This window comes from Pseudonocardia sp. NPDC049154, from assembly GCF_040648315.1.
Classification (GTDB): Bacteria; Actinomycetota; Actinomycetes; order Mycobacteriales; family Pseudonocardiaceae; genus Pseudonocardia.
In genome coordinates this window covers 1-14,422 of the sequence record NZ_JBEZDN010000102.1, presented here as the reverse complement: position 1 = coordinate 14,422, position 14,422 = coordinate 1, and the positions used below count along the sequence as shown (strand labels likewise).

Genomic DNA, 14,422 nt, shown 5'->3' with positions numbered 1-14,422 from the left:
CGTGAGCCTGCACCACCTCGGCGTCCGGGTCGCCGACCTGGGCCGCGCGACGGCCTTCTACCGCGCGCTGGGCGCCACGCCGCTGGCCGAGCCGACGACCCTCGGCGGGCGGGCGGCGGGACTCGCCATGAACGCCTCGCCCGGCACCTCGGTGCGCCTCGCCCTGCTCGGCTTCCCGGACGGCAGCGGCGTCGAGCTGTTCGAGCTCGACCCGCTGCCGCAGTGGTGCGGCCCGCCCGACCCCGCCGCCCGCCTGCCCCACCTGGGCATCCAGGTCGACGACGTCGACGCCGCCCTCGCCGCCGCCGAGGCCGCGGGCGGGCACCGGCTCTGGCCCGAGCCCTCGCACTGGGGCCCGCTGCGTGTGGTCTATCTGGCCGACCCCGACGGCACGGTCCTGGAGCTGCTCGACGGGCCTCTCGTCGAGGTCGCCAAGGTGATCGTCCCGCGCAGTTGACCCGCCCCCGCCGCGCCCGGACGGTGGGGGCGCGGGCAACGGGGCCCGCACGGACGACGGAGGTTCCCCATGGCGGGACGGGTCGAGGGCAAGGTCGCGCTGGTCACCGGGGCGGCGCGCGGGCAGGGGCGCAGCCACGCGCTGCGGCTCGCGCAGGAGGGCGCGGACATCATCGCGGTCGACCTCTGCGCCGACGTGGCGTCGGCGCCGTACGACGGGGCGACCGAGGCCGACCTCGCCGAGACGGTCAAGCAGGTCGAGGACCTCGACCGGCGGGTGCTGAGCCGGGTCGCCGACGTCCGCGACCTGCGGGCGCTGGAGGCCACCGTCGCGGACGGGCTGTCGGAGTTCGGGCACCTCGACGTGGTGGTCGCCAACGCCGGCATCGGCTCCTTCGCCCCGGCGTGGGAGATCACCGAGGACTCCTGGCAGGAGATGCTCGACATCAACCTGACCGGGGTCTGGAAGACGACCAAGGCGGCGATCCCGGCGATGCTGGAGCAGGGGACCGGCGGCTCCATCATCCTGACCAGCTCGATCGCCGGGCTCATCGCGTTCGGCAACCTCGCGCACTACACCGCGGCGAAGCACGGCGTCACGGGCCTGATGCGCACGCTCGCCGTCGAGCTCGCGCCGCACCGGATCCGCTGCAACTCGGTCCACCCGACGACCGTCGACACCGACATGGTCAACAACGAACCGATCTACTCGCTCTTCCTCGGCGGGCAGCGCGGCGCGACGCGGGCCGACGCGGAGGCCGGCTTCACGGCCCTCAATGCCATCCCGATCCCGTGGGTGGACCCGGTCGACATCAGCAATGCGGTGCTCTACCTGGCCTCGGAGGAGGCCCGGTACGTCACCGGCACGACCCACGTCGTCGACGCGGGCGCGCTGGCACCGTTCAAGATCCCGCACGCGTAGTGGTGGTCACGGGTGGCGCTCCCTGGAGTGCCGCCCGTGTACCCGGCGGAACGCGGCGTTCAGCCGCCCACTTCCTGGCCGTGCCGCACGACGGCCCACACGATGAGGGCGGACAGGACCAGGATGAGGACCGCTCCCACGGGGTAGGCGGCGAGGAAGGCCAGCTGGACGACCCCGTTGAAGCCCGCCACGAGGACCGCCACCACCCGTGCCCATCCGGCTCCGCGGAGCAGGGCCGGCGCGGCCGCGAGCTCCACCACCCCGAGGGCCAGCAGGACCCAGCCCCACTTGGTGACCTCCAGCAGCAGGACCCGGTCGGCGTCCGCGACCACGAACCCACCACGGGCGAGCGCGCTGATCCCGTCCCACACGTTCCACAACCCGAGCAGGAACAGCACTACCGCCGCCAGACGCACCACCACGACCCATCGCGTGCGCCGAGGTGCTCGCGGGTCCCCGGCGGTGAGGTCTCCGGTCACGTCCGTCCTCCTCCGTCGGCGGTACGTGGAGGCTGGCTCGACCGTCGGCCGGGGTCGTCATCCGCCGGGGGTGAACGGGTCTCCGGCGGTGGTTGCCCGTCGGGGACCACGGCGCTAGCGTCACTACCAAACGAACGGTAGACGCAGGGAGGCGCCCGTGTCGTACGACGTCATCGTGGTCGGGGCGGGTACGTCCGGCCTGGTCACCGCCTCGCTGCTGGCGGAGCAGGGCAAGCGGGTGCTGCTGCTGGAGAAGCACGCGTACCTGGGCGGGCGGGCGCGGGAGTACCGGTACAAGGGGCACCAGCTCGGGCTCGGCAGCCACCTCGTCGAGGACCCCGGCGACTCGCTGACGCGGGTCTGCTCGGTGATGGGGCTCGACCTGGTGCACTCCGAGCGCAGCGACGCGATGCCGTTCTGGACGAACGGGAAGGGCTGGGCGCCGATCCAGGAGCAGTACTCCGGCGCGGCGAAGCAGGGGCTCAAGCGCTGCATCCAGGCGCTCACCGACGTCTCGTACGACGAGCTGGAGACCTGGAACCACGCGTCGCTGCGCGAATGGATGGCGCAGTACACCGTGGACGAGGGCGTCTACACGGTGTGGGAGGCCATCTCGGTCCTCGAGCAGATCACGCTGCGCCCGTGGGAGCACTCGGCCTCGGAGAACCTCTACACCCGCAAGCTGCACTACTCGACGCAGCGCACGGCGGGGTACTCGTTCTGGCCGATGGGCGGGTGGGACGCGCTGTGGCGCGCCATGGTCGCGGCGTTCGAGGCGAAGGGCGGGGAGATCCGGCTGTCGGCGCCGGTGCGGCGGGTCGACGTCCGGGACGGGGCCGTGCAGGGCGTGACCCTGCGCGACGGGGAGGAGGTCCCGGCGCCGCAGGTCGTGGTGTCCGCGCCGGTGTGGGACCTGCTGCGGCTGTTCGACGACGGCGCCCTGCCCTGGGAGCTGCGGTCTCGGATCGGGATGCTGGCCGCGAACCGCAACCGCGCCTGCTGGATCGGCTACTGGATCGCCGCGAAGGAGCCGGTGATCGCGATGAGCGAGCGGGAGATGGCGTCGTTCCTGTCGACGCCGCGGTGCGGGCTGCCCGGCTTCACGCTCAACTTCACCGGCTACGACCCCGGCGTCTCGCCCGACGGCGAGTACCTGACCTGCGTCGGCGCCTCGTTCGACGCCACGGAGCATTACGGGGACCGCGCCTGGCTCGACCGGAAATTCGCCGAGCTGTGGGAGGACGTCGAGGAGATGATGCCGGCGGCGCGCGGGGCACTGTGGACGAAACCGCACGTCGTCACGAGCTACGGAGTGATCAGCAAGCCCGGGCTCGTCGGGCCCGTGCGCCCGGACGCCGAGGTCCGCGGCGTCGAGGGGCTCTGGCTCACCGGCGACACCACCCGCGCCCGCGGGATCGGCATCGACAAGGCCGCGCGCTCCGGCATCACGACCGCGGAGGCGGTTCTCGGCCGCCGGCTCGACGCCTTCGCGGGGACGATGCGCTACTGACGGGGCTGAGCGAGCGGCTCTCGCTCGGTAGGTGCGAGCGAGCGTGCCGTTCGTGCTTCCCTCTCTGACAGTCGTTTGGTAGACAGTATTCGGTCGACGACGCGAGGAGGCGTGCCATGGCGGGACGGGTCGAGGGCAAGGTCGCGCTGATCACCGGCGCCGCGCGCGGGCAGGGCCGCAGCCACGCGGTCCGGCTGGCGCAGGAGGGGGCCGACATCATCGCGGTCGACCTCTGCGGGCCGCTGGCCACCGTGGACAAGTACCCGCCGGCCACTCGCGCCGACCTCGACGAGACCGTCGCCGAGGTGGAGAAGCTCGACCGGCGGATCGTCGCGCGGGTGGCCGACGTCCGCGACCGGGCCGCGCTCACGGCGGCGGTCGACGAGGGCGTCACCGAGCTCGGCGGGCTCGACATCGCGGTGGCGAACGCGGGGATCGCCAGCTTCGGCGCCGCGTTCGAGATCACCGACGAGATGTGGCAGGAGATGCTGGACGTCAACCTCACCGGCGTCTGGAACACCGCCCGCGCGGCCGTGCCGCACCTGATCCAGCGCGGCGGCGGGTCGCTGATGTTCACCAGCTCGATCGGCGGGCTCAAGGGGATCCAGAACGTCGGGCACTACGTCTCGACCAAGCACGGGATCGTCGGGCTCATGCGCACGCTGGCCAACGAGCTGGCGCCGCACCGCATCCGCGTCAACACCATCCACCCGACCAACGTCGACACCGACATGATCCAGAACCCCGGCACCTGGAAGCTCTTCGCGCCGGACGACCCCGAGCCCAGCCAGGAGAAGGCGCTGCCCGGTTTCCTGTCGCTCAACGCGCTGGAGGTCCCGTGGGTGGAGCCGATCGACATCAGCAACGCCGTGCTCTTCCTGGGCAGCGACGAGGCCCGGTACATCACCGGCGTCACGCTGCCCGTCGACGCCGGCGCGAACGTCAAGTAGGAGGCGCGGTGCGGATCGCGGACGCGGTCGGGCTGGTCACCGGCGGGGCCTCCGGGCTCGGCGCCGGCACGGCCCGGATGCTGGTCGAGCGGGGCGGGAAGGTCGGGATCCTGGACCTGTCGTCGTCGGACGGGGAGTCGTTCGCGGCGGAGCTGGGCGACGCGGCCTTCTTCGTTCCGACCGACGTGAGCGACGAGGGACAGGTCGAGAAGGCGGTCGCGGCCGTCGCGGACCGGTTCGGCCGGATCGACGTCTGCGTCAACGCCGCGGGCATCAGCCCGGCCGCGCGGGTGCTGTCCCGCAAGGGCGACCTGCACCCGCTCGACGTCTTCCGGCGCACGCTGGAGATCAACCTCGTCGGCACCTTCGACGTGCTGCGGCACGCCGTGGCGGCCATGTCCCGCAACGAACCGGGGCCGGAGGGCGAGCGCGGGCTGATCGTCAACGTCTCCTCCGCCGCGGCGCTCGAGGGGCAGGCCGGGCAGGCCGCGTACTCGGCGTCGAAGGGCGGGATCGCGGCGATGACCCTGCCGCTGGCCCGCGACCTCGCGATCTGGGGGATCCGGGTCATGACGGTCTGCCCGGGGATCATGGACACCGGCATGCTCGCCGGCACGGACGAGAAGCGCCGCGCCGCGCTGACGGACCTGCACGTGTTCCCCAAGCGGCTCGGCCGGCCCGCCGACTTCGCGCACCTGGTCGCCGCGTTCATGGAGAACGAGCTGATCAACGGCGAGGTGGTCCGGCTGGACGCGGCGACCCGCCTGTGACTGTCGACCGTTTGGTAGGCTCCGCCGATTCGACCGCGTCGAGGGGAGCGGGGATGCGGCAGCCGGCCGGGCGGAGTGCGCGGCGTTCCGGGGGAGAGCGTAAACCCCGCGAGGAGCGCTGGGCCGAGCTCATCGAGGTCGCCACGCAGGTGTTCTACGAGAAGGGCTACGACGGCGCGTCCCTGCAGGACATCGCCGACCGGCTCGGGATGCTCAAGGGCAGCCTCTACTACTACATCCAGTCCAAGGAGGACCTGCTCTTCGACGTGATCAGCGCCGTCCACAAGGAGGGCCTGGCCGTCGTGCGGTCCCGGTCGGAGGTGCCCGGCGGGCCGCTGGAGCGGCTGGAGAGCGTGATCCGCGGGCACGTGGAGCACACCTGCCGCAACCTCGTGCCGACCGCGGTCTTCCTGCACGAGCTGTCGGCGCTGCCCGTCGACCGCCGGAGGGAGATCCTCGGGTCCGAGCACGCCTACCAGGGCGTGTTCCGCGACCTCGTCGAGCAGGGGCAGGCCGGCGGGCTGGTGCGGGCCGACCTCGACCCGCGGCTCGCGGCCCTGTCGATCCTGGGCTCCACGAACTGGGTGTACCGCTGGTTCCGTCCCGGCGGCACCTTCACCCCCGAGCAGATCGGGGCCGAGATGGCGGAGATGGCGATCCGCGGGATCGCGACCGAGGAGGCGTTGCAGGCCCGCGCCTCCCGCTGACACCTCAGGAGGACGTTCGGGCAGCGGAACGTTCGGTTGTCGAGCGTTCCGCTGCCGAAGCGTGGGTCTCGGGTGCCCGAGGATCAGGTGAGGGTGATCAGGGGGGAGCCGGCGGGGACGGGGCTGCCGGCGCCGACCAGCACCTGCCCCACCGTCCCGCCGACCTCCGCGCGGATCTCCATCTCCATCTTCATGGCCTCGAGCACCGCGACGACGTCACCGGGCGCCAGTTCCTGGCCGGGCAGCACCCGGACCTCGACGACGGTCGCGTCCATCGGCGCGACGGGCACGGTGCCGGCCGCGGAGGATGCTCCCGCGGCCGCGCCGGCGGACTCGCGGGCCGGGCGGGTGGACGCCGTGGCCGCGGCGCCCGGGCGGACGGTGCGGCCGTAGACCGCCACCTCCACCGGGCCGCGGTCCGTCGCGATGCGGACCCGGCGGATCGGCACCGTGGCGCCTCCCGACACCGCGCCGGCCCCGACCGCCCCGGCCCCGACCGCCCCGGCGGCGCCGGATCCGACCGCCGCGTCACCGGCTCCGGAGCCGACTCCCGCGCCGGGCTTCGTCGCCGGGTCCGGCACCCACTCCCGCTGCACCGAGCCGGTGTCGTGGGTGCCCGCGGCGAAGGACTCCGAGTCCAGCACCTCCCGCAGGTACGGGGCGGTGGTCGGCACCCCCTCGACCCGCAGCTCGCCGAGTGCGGCGATCAGCCGGCGGCGGGCCGCGTCGCGGTCGGCGCCGTGCGCGAGCACCTTGCCGAACATCGAGTCGTACTCGGGAGCGACCCTGCTGCCCGGGCCGCCGCCCGCCTCCACGCCGAAGTCGTTGCGCACCCCCGGCCCGAGCGGCAGCGCCAGCCCGGTCACGGCGCCGGGCGCGGGCCGGAAATCCGCCCACGGGTCCTCGGCGGCGATGCGGGCCTGGATCGCGTGACCCGAGACCCGGACGTCGTCCTGGGTGAAGGGCAGCGGCGCCCCGTCGGCCACCCGGAGCTGCGTGGCGACGATGTCCAGCCCCGTGACCAGCTCCGTCACCCCGTGCTCGACCTGCAGCCGGGTGTTCATCTCGAGGAAGAAGAACTCCCCCTCGGTCTGCGCGGACTCCGGCAGCACGAGGAACTCGACGGTCCCCGCCCCGACGTACCCCACCGTGCGCGCGAGGGTCACGGCGGCGTCGAGCAGGCGCGCGCGCAGCGCGTCCGACAGCCCGAAGGCCGGTGCCTCCTCGATCAGCTTCTGGTGCCGCCGCTGCACCGAGCAGTCCCGGTCGAAGAGGTGCACGACGGTGCCGTGCGCATCGCCGATCACCTGCACCTCGACGTGCCGCGGGCGTTCCAGGTACCGCTCGAGGTGCACCTCGGAGCGCCCGAACGCGGCGCCGGCCTCGCGCCCGGCGGCGGCCATGGCGGCGGCCAGCTCGTCGGCGGAGTGCACCACCCGCATCCCGCGGCCGCCGCCCCCGAACGACGCCTTGACCACGAGCGGGAACCCCAGCTGGGGCGCGGCCTGCGTCGCCTCCTCGACGGAGAGGTCGCCGGTCCCCGGCGGCACCGGGACCCCGCACTCCTCGGCCAGCGCGCGGGCCGCGACCTTGTCGCCCATCCGCGCGATGACCTCGGCCGACGGCCCCACGAACGTCAGCCCCGCGCCCGTCACGGCCTCGGCGAACCCGGCGTCCTCGCTGAGCAGGCCGTACCCGGGGTGCACGGCGTCGGCGCCGGCGGCCTTGGCCGCGCCGAGCAGGGCGTCGACGTCCAGATACGAGGCCCGCGCAGGGGCCGGGCCGATCCGGTGCGCCTCGTCGGCCAGCCGGACGTGCAGCGCGTCGGCGTCGGCATCGGAGTACACCGCGACGGCCCGCAGGCCGAGCTCCCGGCAGGACCGGATGATCCGCACGGCGATCTCGCCACGGTTCGCCACCAGGACGGTCTGGATCGACACGAGCCGCTCCGCTCTACTCGGGGGGTCGACGAGGTCTGTCTACCAATCGGCCGTCTGGTAGTCTAGCGTCCGTCGGTGAGACCCGACGGACACCGGTACGAGCGGAGGTCCCGTGACGGCAACGGACAGCCCCACGGCGCCAGCAGGCACCCCCGGCAGTGCTCCCACTGGAGGCACCGGCGCGCACACCATGGCGGACAGGATCGCGCTCCTGCGCGAGAAGCAGGAGGCCGCCCACGCCAGCGGCGGCCCGGAGGGCCTGCGCCGGCACCGGGAGTCCGGTCGCCTGCCCGTCCGCGAGCGGATCGACATGCTCGTCGACCCGGACACGTGGTTCGAGATCGGGGCGCTCGCCCTGCCCGAGCTGCGGCGCGAGAAGCCCATCCCGGGCGACGCCGTCGTGACCGGCTTCGGCCTGCTCGACGGCCGCCGCATCGGCGTGATCGGCATCGACTCCAGCGTGGTCGCGGGCACCACGGCCCCGATCAGCATGCGCAAGCAGGGGCGGTTGATCGAGCACGCGCAGCGGCACGGTTTCCCCCTCGTCCTGCTCTGCGACGCCGACGGCGGCCGGATGCCGGACGTCTCCGGCTGGCGGTTCTCCGGCCTCCCGCTGGACTTCACCACGTTCCTCAAGCCGCCGCCGGGTCAGCCGGTGGTGCCCCGCGCGGCCGCGGTGCTGGGCCCGAGCTACGGGGACTCGGCGTTGCACGCCTCCACCGCGCACTACGTGGTGATGGTGCGCTCCGGGTCGATCGCGCTCTCCGGGCCGAGCGTCGTGGAGCCCGCGATCGGGGAGAAGGTCACCGACTCCGAGCTGGGCGGGCCGGCGGCTGCGACCGAGGCGGGCAACGCGCACCTGGTCGTGGACACCGAGGCCGACGCGATGGACGCGATCGCCGCCTTCCTGTCCTACATGCCGCAGAACTCCACGCAGCGCCCGCCGGTGGCGCCGCCGCTGCCGCCGGGGCGGGACCCGAAAGACCTCGAGGAGATCGTCCCGCTCGGGGCGCGGTCGGGCTACGACATGCGCGACGTGTTCGCCTGCCTGGCCGACGAGGCCAGCATCCTGCCCTGGGCGGACGGGTGGGGCTCGAGCCTGCTGTGCGCGCTGGCCCGGATCGAGGGCCGCCCGGTCGGGCTGATCGGGAACCAGCCGATCGTGCGGGCGGGTGCTCTGGACCCGGCGGCGTTGGAGAAGGAGAAGGTGTTCGTGCAGCTGTGCGACACCTTCGGGTTGCCGCTGGTGTTCCTGCACGACGTGCCGGGCCTGATGATCGGCACGCAGGCCGAGCGCGGCGGGATCCTGCACGGCTACGAGGCGCTGGTCTCGGCGATCGCCGAGGCCACGGTGCCCAAGGTCGGGGTGGTGCTGCGCAAGGCCTACGGCGGCGGGCACTTCGCGATGGGCGGGCGCCCGACCAAACCGGACTTCCTCTACGCCTGGCCCAGCGCCGAGCTGGGGTTCATGGCCCCGGAGACCGGGATCCGCACCATCCACCGCCGGCGGCTGGAGAAGGTGCTGGCCGAGCAGGGCCCGGAGGCGCACGCGGCGCTGGTCGCGGAGCTCACGGCGGAATGGATCAGCGAGGCGGAGCCCTGGGAGGCCGCCGCGCACCTCTCGCTCGACGACGTCATCGAACCGGGCCGGACCCGGGAGGTCGTCGCGGCGAGCATCGACATCGCCCTCGGCGGCAAATCTCTGGGAGGCCGTCTGTGACCAGTACGAACGGGACCGCCACCCGCAACGTCCGGGTGGAGGTCGAGGAGGTCGGGGACGGCCGCGTGGCGATCGCCGTGCTGACGATCGACGACCCGGCGAAGCTGAACGCGATGGGCCGCACCTTCTGGGCGGAGATGCGCGAGGCGCTGGCCACCCTGGAGGCCGACGGCCGCACCCGCGCGGTGATCATCACCGGGGCGGGGGAGAAGGCGTTCTCCGCCGGCGGGGACATCGCGAGCTTCGCCGAGCTGACGGACGTCACGGCCAAGCGGGCGTTCCAGCAGGACTGCATGCGGACCTTCGCCGCGGTCGAGGAGACCCCGCTGCCGGTGATCGCGGCGGTGAACGGCTACGCCATGGGCGGCGGCTGCGAGCTGGCCCTGGCCTGCGACGTCGTGGTGGCGGCGGACAACGCGAAGTTCGGGATGCCGGAGAGCGCGGTCGGGCTGGTGCCCGGGTTCGGGGTGCTGCGGGCGCCGTCGGTGATCGGGCGGCACTGGACGAAGCTGATGATGTTCTCCGGGGAGCGGGCCGACGCCGAGACCGCGCTGCGGATCGGGCTGGCCCAGAAGGTGGTGCCGGCGGCGGACCTGATGGACACGGCCCGGGAGATCGCGGTGCGGATCGCCGGGATGGCCCCGCTCGCCCTGGCGACGGGGAAGAACCTGGTCAACCGGGGCGTGGACCGCGGGGAGTTCGACCACTCCACGGCCGCGCTGACCACCCTGCACGCCACCGCGGACGCCGCCGAGGGGATCGCGGCGTTCGTCGGGAAGCGGGCGCCGAAGTTCGAGGGGCGGTAATGGAGCCTTTCGTCGCGCTCATGCGGCGCTACGTCAACGACTACACCAACCGGCACGACGTCTCGGTCTGTCCCGAGATCATGGAGCCGGGCTACACGCTGCGGATGGGCCCGCACGAGGTGGCGGGCCGCGACGAGCTGTACATCCCGGCGTCGCAGAAGCAGTTCACGCAGTTCCCCGGCCTGTGCCTCACGGTCCACGAGATCGTGACCAACGGCGACCGGCTGGCCATGCGGTTCTCCGAGCACGGCCGTTCGGTCAGGCACGACGGGCGCGGGGCGGCGTGGACCGGGCTCGGGCTGTACCGCTGGAACGGCACGAGGCTCGTCGAGAACTTCGTGGAGCAGGACTACCTGGCCCGGCGGCGGCAGCTCGCCTCGGGCGTGCCCGCGGGCGTCGAGCCGCCGGCGCTGGCGCCGTGGGACACCGTGGCGCTCGCCCCGGATCCGGAGGCCGAGGAGGTGGTCCGGGCCTGGATCGACGAGTCCGCGCCCGGCCCGGTCACCCTCGACGACGGGGCGCCGGACATCCTGCTCGCCGACGCGTCGTCGCGGGTCGACGACCTGTTCTCCGCCGGCGCGCACGTGGCCTTCCGGGTCACCCGCACCGGAACCTACCTGGGCGGGCTCGGCCCCGACGCCGGGATCGACGATGCCGCGCTCACCGGCGCGCCCGGCACGCTGCACCTCGTCGGGCTGGTCACCGTGGCCGACGGTCGGGTGACCGGCGGGCGGATCGTGCGGGACCGCCTGGGGCTGGCCCGCAGCCTGTCCCGGCCGACGGTGGGGAGTGCGTCGTGACCGTGCCCCGTGCCGACTCCGTCGATCTCACGACACCGGCGGCCAGCGCCGATCCCTTCGCCGTCTTCCGCGCCCTGCGCGAGAGCGACCCGGTGCACTGGAGCGAGGCCCACCGGGCCTGGCTGATTACGCGCTACGACGACGTGTCGGCCGCCTTCCAGAACAAGGCCTTCTCCAACGACCGGGTGCGCCCGGTGCTGGAACGCAAGCGGCAGGCCGGCGCCGAGTCGGCCGCGACCGGCGTGCTCGGCCTGATGACCGGCTGGATGGTCGTCAACGACCCGCCCGTGCACACCCGGCTGCGCAAGCTCGCGGCCGGTGCGTTCAAGGGCCAGCGGATCGCGGCGATGGACGAGATGATCACCCGGATCGTCGACGAGCACCTCGACGCCTTCGTGCGCGGCTCCGGCCCGCAGGACCTGATCTCCGAGGTCGCCTACCCGCTGCCCGCCACCGTGATCGCGACGATGCTCGGCGCGCCGCCCGAGGACCGGGACCGCTTCCGCGAGTGGTCGGACGAGCTCGCGCTGGTCGCCTTCGGCACCGGCGGCGCCGCGCGGGCGGACCGGCACGAGCGGGCGCTGCGTGGGCTCCGGGAGATGGAGTCCTACTTCCACACGCTGATCGAGAAGCGCCGGGCCGAGCCGGGCGAGGACATGCTGTCCGCCCTGATGGCGAAGGAGGGCGACGACCGGCTCTCCGACGACGAGCTCGTCGGCATGTGTGCCCTGCTGCTCTTCGCCGGCCACGAGACCACCACGAACTCGATCGCGAACTCGGTTCTGGCCCTGCTGCGGCACCCCGACCAGCTCGACCGCCTGCGCCGCGACCCGGCCCTGATCGGCCCGGCCGTCGAGGAGCTGCTGCGCTTCGACGGCCCGATCAAGGTGCTCAACCGCTGGGTGGTCGCCGAGACCGAGGTCCGCGGGAAGCCGATCCGGCCAGGGGAGAGGGTGCACCTCGTGCTCGCCTCCGCCAACCGCGACCCGGAGAAGTTCGCCGACCCGGACTCGGTGGACCTGGGGCGCAGCCCGAACCCGCACATCGCGTTCGGCAAGGGCATCCATGCCTGCATCGGCGCCCAGCTGGCGCGGATGGAGACCCGGATCGCGGTGGCGCGGGTCGTCGAGCGGCTGCCCGGGCTGGCGCTCGCGGAGGAGCCGGAGTGGAAGGACGTGCTGGCCTCCCGCTCCATGGAGAAGCTGGTGGTGACCCACTCGTGAGGATCGGGGTCGACAGCGAGGTCTGCGAAGCGCACGGCCAGTGCTCGATCGTCGACATGGACCTCTTCCCCCTCGACGACGACGGCTACTCGGCCGTCGGGCCGGACCGTGAGGTCCCCGAGGGCGAGGAGGACACGGCGAAGCTGGGAGTCGACGCCTGCCCGGTCCGCGCGCTGAAGGTGCTGTCGTGAGCGTGCTGTTCAGCCCCGTCCGGCTGGGCCCGCTCACGCTGAAGAACCGCCTGGTCATGGCCCCCATGGGCACCTGCCTCGACAACGGCGGGTACATCACGGACGACACCGTGGCCTACTACCGCCGGCGGGCCGAGGGCGGCGTCGGGGCGATCACCGTGGAGGGCTGCCTGGTCTCCGCGGACACCGTCGGGCCGGAGCCGCGGATCTGCGGGCCGGAGTACCTGCCCGGGCTGCGCCGGGTCGTCGAGGCCCTGCGGCCCCACGACGTCACGGTCGGCGTACAGCTCATGCATCCCGGCCGGCAGGTCGTCGAGGGGCCGTCCGTGGCGCCGTCGCCCGTGCCGCTGAACGCGGCCTCGCCGGTCCCGCACGAGCTGACGGTGCCGGAGATCGAGCGGATCGTCGCCGACTACGCGCGAGCTGCCCGGTACGCGCAGGAGGCCGGGTACGACTACCTGGAGGTGCACGGGGCGCACGGCTACCTGCCGTCGAACTTCCTGTCCCCGCAGCACAACCACCGCACGGACGGCTACGGCGGCTCGCTGGAGAACCGCGCCCGGTTCTCGGTGGAGGTCGCCCGGGCGATCGTCGCGGCGTGCGACCTGCCGCTCGTGTGGCGGCTCAACGGCACGGACGCCGAGCCGGACGGCTTCGACCTGGAGTCGGCGGTGGCCGTCGCCCGGATGCTCGAGGAGGCCGGGGTCGCGTCGATCTCCGTGTCGTCGGGGACCTGGTTGACGCTGCAGCAGACGCTCGCGCCGATGTCCGTGCCGCGCGGGCACATGCGGCCGCTGGTCCGGGCGGTCAAGCAGGCCGTGTCGGTGCCGGTGATGGCCGTCGGCCGGCTGGACGACCCGGAGCTCGCCGAGAGCATCGTCGAGTGGGGCGAGGCGGACATGGTGCTGCTCGGCCGCGGGCTGATTGCCGAGCCGGACTGGCCGCTGCTGGTGCGGGACGGGCGTCGGGACGAGCTGCGTCCGTGCATCGCCTGCAACGCGTGCGTCGACCTGGTCGGCCGCGGCGAGCGGGCCCGGTGCTCGGTGAACCCCGAGGTCGGCCGCGAGCTGACCTGGGAGGTCAAGCCCGCGGCTCGGCCGCGGCGGGTGATGGTCGTCGGGTCCGGTCCGTCGGGCCTGGAGGCGGCGCGGCTCGCCCGGCTGCGCGGGCACGAGGTCTCGCTCTGGGAGCGGGACGCGGAGCTGGGCGGGAAGCTGGAGGTCGCTGGCCTGGCGCCGAGCAAGCGCGAGGTGCTGCGGTTCCGCGAGCACCAGGCGCGGCGGCTCGGGGCGCTCGGGGTGGAGATCCACACCTCCGCGCCGGTGTCGGCGGGGACCGTCGCGGCCGAGCGGCCGGACGTCGTGATCGTGGCGACGGGCGCGGACCCGCTGGTGCCGCCGATCCCGGGCATCGACGGGCCCACCGTGCACGACGCGCAGCGGCTGCTGCGCGGCGAGATCGCGGTCGGGCCCGGGACGCGGCTGGTCGTGGTCGGCGGTAGCGCCACCGGCTGCGAGACCGCGGAGCTCATGCGGGCGCGGGGGGCCGAGGTCACGATCGTCGAGATGCGCGGCAGCATCGGCCGCGGGATCGAGGCCATCACCCGCCGGCAGCTGGTGCGGCAGCTGAAGAAGGACGGGGTCGAGGTCCTGACCCGGGCCACGGTCGTCGGGATCGAGCCCGGGGTCGTGCGCTGGCAGGAGGCCGACGGCACCGCGCACGCGATCGACGCCGACCTCGTCGCGCTCGCGATCGGGTGGCGCCCGACCGGCTCCGACGTCACCACCGGGCTGGAGCTCGGCGAGGGGATCGAGGTCAGGGTGCTCGGCGACGCCGACTCCCCGGCCGACTTCGTCCGCGCGGTCAACGCCGGCGCCGACGCGGGCCTCACCGTCTGAACGAACGGCGCTCTCGCTCACTGGATGTGAGCGAGAGCGCCGTTCGCTCG

General features: G+C 73.6%; 14 protein-coding genes. 12 read left to right on the top strand and 2 right to left on the bottom strand.

Annotated features, from left to right (window positions below):
• The first annotated feature begins 1 nt into the window (after position 1).
• Both AB0B41_RS32750 and AB0B41_RS32745 read left to right on the top strand, forming a co-directional pair.
• Positions 2-457 carry a VOC family protein gene (locus AB0B41_RS32750; RefSeq protein WP_358210252.1) on the top strand — a complete coding sequence of 152 codons (456 nt, stop codon included), beginning with the start codon at positions 2-4 and terminating at the stop codon, positions 455-457.
• Positions 458-526: 69 nt separating this feature from the next.
• On the top strand, positions 527-1,378 hold the full coding sequence (locus AB0B41_RS32745) for a mycofactocin-coupled SDR family oxidoreductase (RefSeq protein WP_358210250.1): 852 nt from the start codon (positions 527-529) through the stop codon (positions 1,376-1,378).
• 59 nt (positions 1,379-1,437) lie between these two features.
• Here AB0B41_RS32745 and AB0B41_RS32740 read toward each other — a convergent pair whose 3' ends face one another.
• Positions 1,438-1,857, bottom strand: coding sequence for a hypothetical protein (locus AB0B41_RS32740; RefSeq protein ID WP_358210248.1), 420 nt, complete (start codon positions 1,855-1,857; stop codon positions 1,438-1,440).
• Between the two features lie 157 nt (positions 1,858-2,014).
• Here AB0B41_RS32740 and AB0B41_RS32735 point away from each other — a divergent pair, with 157 nt between their 5' ends.
• From AB0B41_RS32735 to AB0B41_RS32720, 4 genes are all read left to right on the top strand, one after another.
• Positions 2,015-3,367 carry an FAD-dependent oxidoreductase gene (locus AB0B41_RS32735; RefSeq protein WP_358210246.1) on the top strand — a complete coding sequence of 451 codons (1,353 nt, stop codon included), beginning with the start codon at positions 2,015-2,017 and terminating at the stop codon, positions 3,365-3,367.
• Between the two features lie 116 nt (positions 3,368-3,483).
• Positions 3,484-4,317, top strand: a complete 834-nt coding sequence (locus tag AB0B41_RS32730; protein ID WP_358210244.1) for a mycofactocin-coupled SDR family oxidoreductase — start codon at positions 3,484-3,486, stop codon at positions 4,315-4,317.
• Between the two features lie 8 nt (positions 4,318-4,325).
• Positions 4,326-5,087 carry an SDR family NAD(P)-dependent oxidoreductase gene (locus AB0B41_RS32725; protein WP_358210242.1) on the top strand — a complete coding sequence of 254 codons (762 nt, stop codon included), beginning with the start codon at positions 4,326-4,328 and terminating at the stop codon, positions 5,085-5,087.
• A gap of 53 nt (positions 5,088-5,140) precedes the next feature.
• The gene (locus AB0B41_RS32720) at positions 5,141-5,794 is read left to right on the top strand and encodes a TetR/AcrR family transcriptional regulator (protein ID WP_358210240.1); all 654 of its coding nucleotides are present in this window, start codon (positions 5,141-5,143) and stop codon (positions 5,792-5,794) included.
• 83 nt (positions 5,795-5,877) lie between these two features.
• Here AB0B41_RS32720 and AB0B41_RS32715 read toward each other — a convergent pair whose 3' ends face one another.
• On the bottom strand, positions 5,878-7,734 hold the full coding sequence (locus AB0B41_RS32715) for a biotin carboxylase N-terminal domain-containing protein (RefSeq protein ID WP_358210238.1): 1,857 nt from the start codon (positions 7,732-7,734) through the stop codon (positions 5,878-5,880).
• Between the two features lie 190 nt (positions 7,735-7,924).
• Here AB0B41_RS32715 and AB0B41_RS32710 point away from each other — a divergent pair, with 190 nt between their 5' ends.
• Genes AB0B41_RS32710 through AB0B41_RS32685 form a run of 6 tightly spaced genes read left to right on the top strand, consistent with a single transcriptional unit; the run spans position 7,925 to position 14,372 of the window.
• Positions 7,925-9,454 carry a carboxyl transferase domain-containing protein gene (locus AB0B41_RS32710; RefSeq protein WP_358210236.1) on the top strand — a complete coding sequence of 510 codons (1,530 nt, stop codon included), beginning with the start codon at positions 7,925-7,927 and terminating at the stop codon, positions 9,452-9,454.
• Entirely contained in the window at positions 9,451-10,260 is an 810-nt protein-coding gene (locus AB0B41_RS32705; RefSeq protein ID WP_358210234.1) for an enoyl-CoA hydratase/isomerase family protein, read from the top strand. Before AB0B41_RS32710 ends, AB0B41_RS32705 begins: the two co-directional genes overlap by 4 nt.
• Positions 10,260-11,060 carry an ester cyclase gene (locus AB0B41_RS32700; RefSeq protein ID WP_358210232.1) on the top strand — a complete coding sequence of 267 codons (801 nt, stop codon included), beginning with the start codon at positions 10,260-10,262 and terminating at the stop codon, positions 11,058-11,060. Before AB0B41_RS32705 ends, AB0B41_RS32700 begins: the two co-directional genes overlap by 1 nt.
• Complete coding sequence (locus tag AB0B41_RS32695) at positions 11,057-12,283, top strand: cytochrome P450 (protein ID WP_358210230.1); 1,227 nt, start codon at positions 11,057-11,059, stop codon at positions 12,281-12,283. Before AB0B41_RS32700 ends, AB0B41_RS32695 begins: the two co-directional genes overlap by 4 nt.
• Positions 12,280-12,474 (top strand): ferredoxin, encoded by a 195-nt coding sequence (locus AB0B41_RS32690; protein WP_037048983.1) that lies wholly within the window; start codon positions 12,280-12,282, stop codon positions 12,472-12,474. Before AB0B41_RS32695 ends, AB0B41_RS32690 begins: the two co-directional genes overlap by 4 nt.
• Entirely contained in the window at positions 12,471-14,372 is a 1,902-nt protein-coding gene (locus AB0B41_RS32685) for an NAD(P)/FAD-dependent oxidoreductase (protein ID WP_358210227.1), read from the top strand. Before AB0B41_RS32690 ends, AB0B41_RS32685 begins: the two co-directional genes overlap by 4 nt.
• The last annotated feature ends 50 nt before the right edge of the window (positions 14,373-14,422 follow it).